Source organism: Roseovarius sp. EC-HK134 (assembly GCF_902498815.1).
Taxonomy (GTDB): domain Bacteria; phylum Pseudomonadota; class Alphaproteobacteria; order Rhodobacterales; family Rhodobacteraceae; genus Roseovarius; species Roseovarius mucosus_A.
Genome location: NZ_LR701544.1, coordinates 2,904,994 through 2,915,834, shown reverse-complemented (window position 1 = coordinate 2,915,834; position 10,841 = coordinate 2,904,994). Strand labels below are relative to the sequence as shown.

Here is a 10,841-nt window from a genome sequence, read left to right as displayed (position 1 = left end):
GTGGCTTGATAGACATTGCCTATCAAGTATCCCCACCTAACCGCCGCGCCTCGCGCAATAGGCTTTCCAGAACGGGCGTATGCGGTTCGCGCCATGGCGCAACGAGACCAACCGAATGCGCCGGTTCCGAGCCGATCAATGGGATCAAGTCCACGTTTTTCCCGCTGGCATGGAAGCGTGCGGCATCCTCGGGCAAGACTGTCATCCAGCCGCCCGCCTCGACCGTTGCCATCAGGACAACTGTGGAATTCGACTCGATCCACGCCTCGGGTGTCACCTCGACCGCCGCGAAATTGCGGTTGATGATGCGGCGGTTCTGCATGTCGGGCGTCAGCAAACAGAGCGGCTCTCCCGCCAGCTCAGCCCAGCCCACATGCTCGCGCCCGGCAAAACGTGCGCCTTTGGCACAGACCAAAAGGTAACGCTCTTCATAGAGCGGTTCCATGCTGACCCGCCCCATCGGCTCGTTGTCGAGATAGGAAATGCCCGCGTCGATCTCGAGATTATCTAGCATCGACAGGATCTCGATCGAGGTACGCGACAGGATCGTGAACCGCACCTTGGGATGCTTGGCATTGAACCGATGACAGAGCCGCGCCGCCCATGTCAGCGCAGTGGGAATGGCCGCAATGCGCAATTGGCCGGACAAGCCATGCCGCTTGGCGCGCATCTCTTCGCGCAATTGTCGGGCGTCGCCAACGATCCGGCGCGCCCAGACCAGCGTGGCTTGCCCCTCTGGCGTCAGCCCACCATAGCGTGAGCCCCGAAAAATGAGCTGCACGCCCAATTGTTCCTCAAGCTGCTTGATCCCGGCTGAGAGCGACGGTTGTGTGATACCGATCCGAACCGCCGCACGGCCGAAATGCCCCTCTTGCGCGACCGCGATGAACATTTCCAGCTTGTCGATCATGATTGCCCCAGCGAATGAAATGCAGGAGATTCGATAGAAACCACAAATGGACACACACCCGCAAGCCTGCACTAGCGGCCTGTGATCCCTCCTGGCAGGAGCGTAGCCGGGGCTAAAGATGCGCATGGGAAGCACTGCGGCAACGTCATCAAAGTCGCGCCGCAGATTGCGTTCAGAAAAAACCCGCCAGCTTGGGCTGGCGGGTTTGTATAGTCGTCAAAGGAACGTGAAATCGTCCACGGTGAGTTGCGCGGCGGTGATGCCTTCGACGAGGATCGTGTTGCCATTCACCGTCATCTGCGCGCCGCCCGTCACGTCGACGATATTCATCGCCGTGACGAACCCCGCCAGACCATTGCCGCCGTTGTTGATGTTTTCAACGCCAGTATCGGGATCGAAACGGCGGATGAAGAAACTGTCCAAACCGTCCTCGAAATCGGTGATCACATCGGCCTCGCCGTCGAAGAAGGCGCTGAAGACGAACTGATCAGCCCCGGTTCCGCCGGTGATCACATCGTTGCCAGCGCCTGCATTGATTGTGTCATTGCCCGCGCCGCCGTCGATCGTGTCGTTACGCCCGCCGCCCGCGAGGAAGTCATTGCCGTCGCCGCCAAGGATGCTGTCGTCGCCTTCACCACCACCCACGCTGTCATTGCCCGCACCTGCGTCAATCGTGTCGCGCCCGGTGCCGCCGCCGATATCATCCGCACCCTCGCCACCGTCGATCAGGTCATTGCCAAAGCTGCCCGACATGCTGTCGTTGCCGTCGCCGCCTTCGAGCGTGTCGTCGCCCGCACCGCCTGCAACCACGTCATTGCCAGCCCCGCCGGTCACGGAGTCGTCTCCGAACCCGGCCCCGATGATGTCATCGCCCTCACCGCCATCAATGGTGTCATTGCCAAGGCCACCGCCGATGTTGTCGTTGCCAAGGCCGCCCGAAATTAGGTCATTGCCATCCGCCCCGGCGATCGAGTCATTGCCCGCCCCGCCGTCGAGAATGTCATTGCCAGACTGTCCGAACACACCGTCATCGCCGCCCTCACCGCGTAGCACGTCATCGCCCGAATTCCCGATCAAGGTATCCGCCAATTCTGTGCCGACGCTGGCCAGAGGCACATCCAGCGCTGAGGTCAGGAAACTTTCGTCATCGGTCAACGCGAAATCCAGCACGGCATTCTCGAAGGCTTCGCTGCCCTCTTGCAACCCCGCAGCCAGTGCCGCCTCGCGCGCAGTGGCAAGCACCTCCGGATCAAGCGTATCGAGCGAAACAATCGCGCCGGGGAAATCCGATTGGTAAAACCCATTCGGGCTCTCGCCGGACTCGTAAGAAAAAAGGCTATCCCCAAGACTGCTGATCCGCCAATCATCGCGATACGCGCCATAGAGCTCTGAGAAGACCAAAGGCCGCGCCAAGACGGTGCCATCGGCCCGCGCAATATCATTGTCCGGGTTGCCATCCCCATCCCCAAGCAGCCCCTCAAGCGATCCGAGCAGTTCGGCGTTCAGGCGCACATCAAGGTCAAGCCGCCCCTCTCGCACCCGCACGACAACCTGACTGTCGCCATTGCCGATCGCACCATCCGCGCCGGGATAAACAATGGTGTAAACATCGCCGCGCCGGTAAATGCGCCCCTCGCCCACATCAAGAGAGGACCCATCCGCAAGCGCCACAACCGCACCATTCACGTGCAACGGATCAGGATCTGCAGCGTCAATCATCACTGCCGTGCCGTCGAGATTGGTGGCAATGGCCTGATTGACGCTGACATTCGCGACCACCGGCACCATGCGCGCCTGTAAGGCAAAGCCCTGCGCATCGGTCGATTGCAACAGGACGAACTCACCTGCTGCCTGAAAATCGTAATCCACGCCATCCAAAGTCTTGAGATGCGGATCGCCAGAGACCCAAGCGGGGAAAGCATCGGTTGAGAACTGAGGCAAGAGATCCAAAAAGGCATCAATGATATCAGGATTGCCCGGCCCTGTGAAACCGAACGCATCCAGCAGCAAGGTTTCGGGCGGCACCCCCTCGAGCGCCGCACGGATCGCGTCAAAGCCAACAGTCAGCAGGCCAAAATCGCCTGCCGCGATGTCTTCCAGAACTCCAATGGACTGGTCGATCACCTGCTGTACGCTCAGCCCATCCGGCACATTATCTGGCGTCAGGATCGCCTCGAGTTGCGCGCGGATTGTCGGAATTGAGAACGCAAGAAAGCTGAAGTCGGTTGTGATCAAGCTCGCCTCGGCCGCGTCGATCAAGGCAAGGTAGTCTCCGACCGTGATGGCCTCGGGGTTGATGGTGAAGGCGTTGTTCAGATCCTGATCGCCGAGAAAGGTCAGTGCCGTTAGCAATTGTCCGTTCAGCGCTGTCAGATCGTCGACGCTGGTTATGTCAAATGTGTCGGGAAACATTCATAGCTCCATTTCAATACTTGGGCATTATTGCAAAATCTTGTTCAGAGAGGCCCATAAGAGGGCCAAGCCGAACATACACACTCCACCAATCAACCAGCGGGCGCTCGATACCATCCCATTCATGTCTGCCTTCACTGCAGGCATCCGGGAGGATGGCGTGAAACAACTCACAAAAGCGCCCGGTGAGATGCTGGTTGATCTTATGAGAAAATCTTAGTCTTCACGAAACCGTGAAATCAAGAGGCGCGTGTCCAAACCTGGTGTGAAAATTCCGCCACCTGCCTCCCGGGTGATGCCGGTCGCGCCGCCAACCCGCACCGGGGTGTTGACCCCGTATTAGCGGCGTGAGCGCGCGCTTGGCGTCACCTGCGCGCCGCTTCGTAATCCCGCGTATGCTGATGCTTCCGAAACGGCTATAATTTAGGGCTTTTATCCTAAAATCGCAAAATTCACGTGGCACGGAAAACCGGCAAGGATTTGTCTCATGTGCTTTGCAAATACCCGCGCGGGTTGTTTTTTTTGAGTTTTAGTGTAGGTAGACATCCTTCACACCAGCAAGGAGTTAGGATGACCGATAAAAATTCGGACAAAGGGTTTGTTGCAATTTTAGGTTGGAGCTTGCGTTGCATTGACGCGCTCGAAAAATTTGATCGTAGGTATGTAATCGTCGCTCCCGCTTGGGCTGAGTCCTATGCAGTCGAGCACGACATACCGTTTGTTTCCTGGGATTTTGAGCGGCTCAACGACCGTTCCTTCGAACTTGCCACGACACTGAAAGACATGGGGGTCGACGTGGCGATTCCCCTTTTCGAGGAAACGGTCGAGTGGGCGGGTGCTGTTAACTCTGTGTTGATGAAAAACGCGCGCTTGTTGGGTCAATCCATGTTGTTCCGCGATAAATCACTTATGAAACGCCGCGCGCAGTTGGGTGGCATCCGTGTTGGCATCTTTGAGGAAGCCATGGATCAGACGGATGTGATCCGCTTTCTCAGACGCGTGAACCAGACACTGCTGAAACTGGATGGCGACCCGAATGATCCGATCCATTTCAAGGCATTCGACAAGGCGGGGTGTCTGGGGCACCGCGTGATCCGCACTGCTGACGATGTGGCCTCCATCTCGGACGATGAATTTCCGGCGCTTCTGGAAAGCCATCTGGATGGCTGGGAATTCGCAGTCGAGGCGTGGATCAAGGATGGTAAGATCCAGTTCTTGAACATTTCAGAGTATGTCACCCTGGGCTATTCCGTTTTCGTCCCGGCAACCCCTGAATTGGAGCAGTGGCGCGGTCGTATCACGCAGGAAATCGAAAAACTAATTGACGTGTTCGATATTGATTTCGGTTTCATCCACCCGGAGTATTTCGTCACCTCTGACGGCACCATGTATTTCGGCGAAGTGGCCTATCGCCCGCCGGGCTTCAACGTGTTCGAACTGCTCGAACGCGCCTACGGGTTCAACGCGTATCAGGCGCTGGTTCTGGTGTTCGATCCCAAGACAACGCAGGACGAGCTTGATGCCTTCTTTCCGACCCCAGTCACGGATGCGACAGGCCATGCCGGGTGCTTTGGCGTCTATCCCCGCCGCCGCGTGGTCAGCAATCTTGAAATCCCCCCACAGACCGAGAGCCATCCCTATTTTGACTTTCACGAACTCAACCCGCCACATGCGCAAAAGGTAACCAAGCGAACGGCGTTCGGCACGCATTGGGGCCTTGTGTATTTTTATGGCGAGGATGCTGTCGAAATGCGTGACTTGCTAAAGGCGCAAGAAGAGTTGGATTACTATCTGTGACGATCGCTGCGGGCCCCGCCGATGGCTGTGGCCCCCATGATGTCGCGCATTTTCGTTGTTGACCCCTTGGGGTTGCCGCATCCTTGAAGTGACGGTTGGCAGCATAAACAGTGCCCCGGCCAATTGAATAAGGGCGACGCTATGGTCGAAGCCGATATGACAGCCCATTTGAACGCCGCTGGACAGCTTGCAACGCTTCTTGACCGGCTCGACCGGCAGATTTGTGGTATGCAAAGCGCGTCGCGTATTGGCAAGAACAACCATGCGCTGCGCGTGTTGGATGCGGCGCGCCCGGTTCTGCAGCATGAGGACGGATTGCCGGCCTTGCGCCAGCGGGCCGGCCTCATGGACGAGGCTGGGCTGTTCTCTGGCACGGATTGGGGACGTCCGGCGTACCTGCTGCCGAACCTTGTCAAACATACCCTGACACAGGCCAGCCAGCAGACGATCGCATTAGAAGCGATGAGCCTGCTACGCTTTCTTGTGGTTGCCAAAGGCGAACATGCGACGCCTGATCTGTCACCTGCGCAGGCCGAACAATTTCTTACGCAGGTTCTGTCGTTCAATCTCGACCGGCTGCTCGGACAGGGCCTGGACGAGGCGCAACGCCACGCGCAAAATGCGCTCACACCGGCTATTGACCGGCTGATGCGGTATCTGCTGCAAGAGGTTGGGACTGACGGTGTCTTGGATCACCTGACAGACGAGATCTGGCGCATCATGGCGCAGCGACCTTTGCAGGTTGATCACGTCAAGGCGATGATCCTGCAGATCGCAAGCGCCTTACAAACCGGAACCGCCCTCACCGCCGACGCCCATCGGGGGGCCGACAGATTGATCAGCGCCTTATTTGGTCCGACCGCCCTGAACCGAGAGGACCCGGGCATTCCAGCTTATATCGACAGACTGTCACGAGCGGACGAGCGTACGGTTCAGGAGGAGGTCTATGCCTTTGCCCGCGCCATGCACGACACGGGGTTGGTATCAGATTATCACGCCAGCTTTCTGCGTTGGGCAATTGAGGCCGATCAGACCAAGGTGCTCCCTGACGCCTTGGGCCTGTCGAGCACCGGGCTTGATGCCCTGCGCTGCTATGAGCCGCTGGTGCGCGCCTTGGTCGATGTCGCCATTCAGCCCGGCACAGCGCAGGCGGTCTATGGGCTGGCGCTTATGTTGGAACGGGGCATTCTGTATTCCCCTCCCGTTGCGCCGTCCCTGTGGCGCCTGTTGGAAACACCACTAACCGAAGAGTGCATCTGCGCTTTGGAGGCAACCTGCGGTACGGCGCTCCCTGCGCGAACGCATCTGATTGCAGGGCTCATCATGTTCTTGGGCCAACCCCTTGGTGTCGGTCAGGGAAACAATCCGACCTGCCAATCTGCCAGGGCCCTGTCGATGTGGGCGTTGAACGATCCGGATTACCTGCTCTGGCTGATCGCACAGGTGGCACGCAGGGACAGGCTGGTGCTGCATTTCGAGGGCGAACCACTCGACACCGCGACCCTACCGCCCGGCCTTGCGACGTCGGCGCTGCTGGATGCCGATCCCATCTCTGTCCTGCTGGTACCGCATCTGGACCGCGCCTATGCCGAAATGGGCCGCCGATGTCTCGGCCGCCCCGAAGACCCACATCGCTGGATCAATCCCGAACTGCACGGCTGGTGGGTTGGGCGCGAGTTTCACATAGCCGTCGATGTCGCCACAGGCGCATTGAAGCACTATGAGGATTTCCTGCGCCACTTTCACGCCTGTTACCACCCGCAATACAATGGCAACCAACCAGTCATTCACCCGCAACCTGCCGGGATCGCCGTGACAGACTCGGGCGCGACCTTTGTAGGCTGGCACGCGATCACACTAATCCGGGTAGGTCTGGACCCAACAGGGCAGATGCGCGTTTACTTCTTCAATCCCAACAATGACAGCGGACAAGATTGGGGCCACGGTCTCGTTGTCTCGACACAGGGCAGCGGAGAGCGGTTCGGCGAAGGTTCACTACCATTCGAGGATTTTGCCGCGCGGCTCTACTTGTTCCACGATGACGGGCTGACGCCCCGTCCAACAGTGCCGGTGCCGGACGATCAGATTGCGAGTATCGCAGCCAAAGGCCGGAAAAGCTGGGCCGCTGGCCGTGGCGATCTGTGTCCCACACCGCCCGAGTGAAGGGTCAGAAAGGCCCAAGTTTGCGCTGCGCGCTGGCTCGATGAAATCCCCCACGTTATTGCCCGCGCCAGCCTTAACCCCCCTGACGTTCGATGGAGTTGTCGAGGGAGTCGCGCTCGAACGAGCCATTCCTTGGCGTTGAAAGCGACCTGAACCTTGTTACGGACAAGAACGTCGTTGCTTGCGCGGTTGCCTTAAAAGGCGTGTTCTTTGAGGACCCGGAGATTTTGCAAAATCGCCAAGCCTAGCTTGGACCGATGGAACCGCAGTGAACCTATTGTGCTTTTCAGGTCCATCCAGTTCCAGTGGTTCGGCAGGTGACAAAGGCGATTTACCTCCCGCACGCAGGCGTATTAGCAGGCACGCGACCACATATAGGCGTGCATCTCGACATTCCCGCCAGCCGAAACCGGCGGGGTTTATCCATTACAGGAACTGAAAATCCTCCACGGTCAGTTGCGCCGCTGTGATGCCTTCGACGAGGATGGTGTTGCCATTCACCGTCATCTGCGCGCCGCCCGCCACGTCGACGATATTCATCGCCGCCACGAACCCGGCAAGCCCGTTACCGCCGTTGCTGATATTCTCAACGCCGGTATCGGGATCGAAACGGCGGATGAAGAAGCTGTCGATCCCATCTTCGAAATCGGTGATGACATCCGCCTCGCCGTCGAAGAAGGCGCTGAACACGAACTGATCCGCATCTGCACCCCCGGTCATCACGTCATTGCCCGCGCCGCCGTTGATCGTGTCATTACCCGTGCCGCCGTCGATGATGTCGTCCCGTCCACCACCGGCAAGAAAGTCATTGCCGTTGCCACCCGAGATAGTGTCATTGCCCTCGCCGCCGCCAACACGGTCATTGCCCGCACCGGCGTTGATGGCATCGCGCCCGGTGCCGCCGCCGATGTCATCCGCCCCTGAACCTGCGTCGATCAGATCGTTGCCAAAACTGCCGGACATGCTGTCATTTCCGGCACCACCCGAGAGCGTGTCGTTGCCTGCGCCGCCTGCAACTAAATCTCGGCCGTCGCCACCGACAATGGAATCATTCCCAAAACCACCACCGATAACGTCATCCCCATCGCCGCCGTCGATCGTGTCATTTCCCAGACCACCGCCGATACTGTCATTGCCAGCGCCGCCCGATACGAGGTCATCGCCGTCCGAGGCGGCAATCCGGTCATTGCCAGCCCCCCCGTCAAGCACATCGTTACCTTCGCTCCCGGCGATTGTGTCGTCGGTGTCACCGCCAGTAATCGTGTCACCACCCTCAGGCACCTCTGGTGATGAGTCAGAAAGTGTCGCCGCACGGGCAAAGTCGATTTCTCTTGAGTCGTCAGAAGTTGAAATCCAGCCGGTAGGATTAAAGTAGAAATCAACCAGCCGAATGCTGGATTGACCAAGAGTGCCGATCACAAGGTCATTCCCAAGCCGTTCCAGCAAATTTGTGTTGAAGTCAACGCTCATCCATGGAGCGAATTCCAGGATGCCGCCAGTATCAACAATGACCTTATCCCCAAAGCTGCGAGAGACATCCGATCCCTCAAATCCGCCGTTTCCAACGCTCAGTGAATAAGTATCAAGACCCGCCCCGCCATGGACAACGTCATCCCCAAGAAGAGGCAAGATATAGTCGTCTCCATCACCTCCATGGAGAGTGTCAGCACCATTGCCGCCAAAGAGGGTGTCATTGCCCGCGTCACCATGAAACAGGTTTGCGACGTCGGAGTAAATGTTTGCGCCCAGTGAGAAGTTGAAGAATGACCCTGCACCGATGTTGTCATCACCGGCCCCGCCGTGGATCGTATCCGCAGAGTCAAATCCACCTATCAACAGATCATTATCATTTCCGCCAAAGAACAGATTTGCACCGTTATTAAGCCCTTGGAATTGATCTTCGCCATCTCCGCCATGCGCTTCGAAAAAGGCGGCAAGACCGTCTGAAGGACTGGACCCGAAGATCGTGTCATTGCCTGCGCCCCCATCAACAAATCCAGAGACCTTTACGACAAAGGAGATACTGTCGTTGCCCTCGCCGCCGTCAACGGACACAATCGACGGCACTGTCAGGGCGAAGGGCAAGACACCGCTCGTCGCGTCGCCTCTCATGTCGATGATGTCATCGCCCCCGCCTGCGTTGATCATGACGCGCCGCGCGGCAAAACCTCCGCCGGCGTCACTAAGAGAATCGTCGAAATCCGTCAGAATAACTTCAACATCCTCATTTGAGAAAAGGCTACGCGTATCAACAAGCTGCGCGCCATAGGCATCGTTAAAGCCCGATGGATCTAGTCCGATCCAATCGGCAAAGGTCAGGCTGGTGGTCACATCGGGTGTATAGACGAGGCGGACAGTCCCCGCAGCCGGGTCGGGGCCGAAATTCTCTGCAACAATCCGTATGGCCGTGGCTAATGACGCGGGTTGCAACGCCTGCAAGCTCGCGAGATGTTCCGCGTTTGCCAGCGCCGCCGCTGAGACAGCAAATGCTGTCGCATCGTTAAAATCCGCAAACGGCGCTGAGGGCAGCGGCCCAAAACTCCGCTCAAGTGTCGGCAACCCTTCGAAGCGCAAGTAGCTCTGGCTGCTCAAACCAAAGAGCGTCAACTGTGCCTCTCCGGTGAAAAAATCTTCGGACGCGAAAAACTCAGGATCGTCGGCGTAGAAAATGGGGGAAAAAACATCCCCAGAACCAGACACTTGCTGTGAAAATGTTCCGAACGCATCGATGTTAAATCGGAAACTGCCGGTTCTTACTTCATCGAACTCCACGAAATGGTAGCTTAACACACCTGAAAGAGCGCCCAGAGGGTCCCAGAACTCGGCGGGCAGAAAAGTGCCATCAACGGTGCCAAACAAGTTACTTATGCTATAACCCGTGAACTGATTGATCCCGACAGAGGAGGAGGAATAGTCAAATAAATGCGTCATGATATTTCCTCTCGGGCATAAAATTCAAATTCCGGAGCGCCTTGGAAAGAGTTTAGATTTACAAATTCTCTGGTCAATCTTTGCCTGCTGAAGTCGGGCGAAAACAATGACCTGCCAGTGAAAAGCTTTGCCGCTCAGAAACGGTTCTTCAAAATGAGCAGCCTGATTTTGATCAACGCGGTGGGAGAATACCAAGACTGCTCCCCCCGCAGATGCCGCAAAATCGGCATCAAAAATGGTGGCTCGGGTGGTTAAAAGATGGCATCGCGCTTAGGCCGAATTATTCCTCCAGCTTTGATGGGGCTTCTTGCTTCCCTTGTAAGCCAAGCTCTTACTTAGGGCAGCAAAGCGCCTATTTTTCGCGCAATTGAGGACGTGAACGGTGGTGGCATTCATTCACGACACTCAAGAATATATCTAAAATGCAATCACATAAAAATGAAATGGCGGAGCCGATGTAGGCCAAAACCATAATCAACGGCAGTATAAATTATTAATAATCAATTGCTTATTAATTATCTATGGGGCTGCTTATGTAGTAAAAACAGTGCAGTATTTTCAAAGTAAGTTGGTTGCGGGAGGGCGCAACCGTCTTACCCTACCTGATCTTCGTTGTATGGTTTGGTCG

The 10,841-nt window shown here is 57.1% G+C and carries 5 protein-coding genes; 2 read left to right on the top strand and 3 right to left on the bottom strand.

Going from position 1 to position 10,841, the window contains the following annotated elements:
* Positions 1-22: 22 nt before the first annotated feature.
* Together GC127_RS17965 and GC127_RS17960 are read right to left on the bottom strand one after the other, a co-directional pair.
* Positions 23-910: a LysR family transcriptional regulator gene (locus GC127_RS17965; RefSeq protein ID WP_151979192.1), complete on the bottom strand. Its 888-nt coding sequence runs from the start codon at positions 908-910 to the stop codon at positions 23-25.
* 216 nt (positions 911-1,126) lie between these two features.
* Entirely contained in the window at positions 1,127-3,322 is a 2,196-nt protein-coding gene (locus tag GC127_RS17960) for a VWD domain-containing protein (protein ID WP_151979191.1), read from the bottom strand.
* 570 nt (positions 3,323-3,892) lie between these two features.
* Between GC127_RS17960 and GC127_RS17955 the strand changes: the two genes are divergently transcribed.
* Together GC127_RS17955 and GC127_RS17950 are read left to right on the top strand one after the other, a co-directional pair.
* Positions 3,893-5,119, top strand: a complete 1,227-nt coding sequence (locus tag GC127_RS17955; RefSeq protein WP_151979190.1) for an acetyl-CoA carboxylase biotin carboxylase subunit family protein — start codon at positions 3,893-3,895, stop codon at positions 5,117-5,119.
* Between the two features lie 141 nt (positions 5,120-5,260).
* Entirely contained in the window at positions 5,261-7,282 is a 2,022-nt protein-coding gene (locus tag GC127_RS17950; RefSeq protein ID WP_151979189.1) for a hypothetical protein, read from the top strand.
* 426 nt (positions 7,283-7,708) lie between these two features.
* Here the strand turns inward: GC127_RS17950 and GC127_RS17945 are convergent, their stop codons facing one another.
* Positions 7,709-10,213 carry a calcium-binding protein gene (locus GC127_RS17945; RefSeq protein WP_151979188.1) on the bottom strand — a complete coding sequence of 835 codons (2,505 nt, stop codon included), beginning with the start codon at positions 10,211-10,213 and terminating at the stop codon, positions 7,709-7,711.
* Between the last annotated feature and the right edge of the window lie 628 nt (positions 10,214-10,841).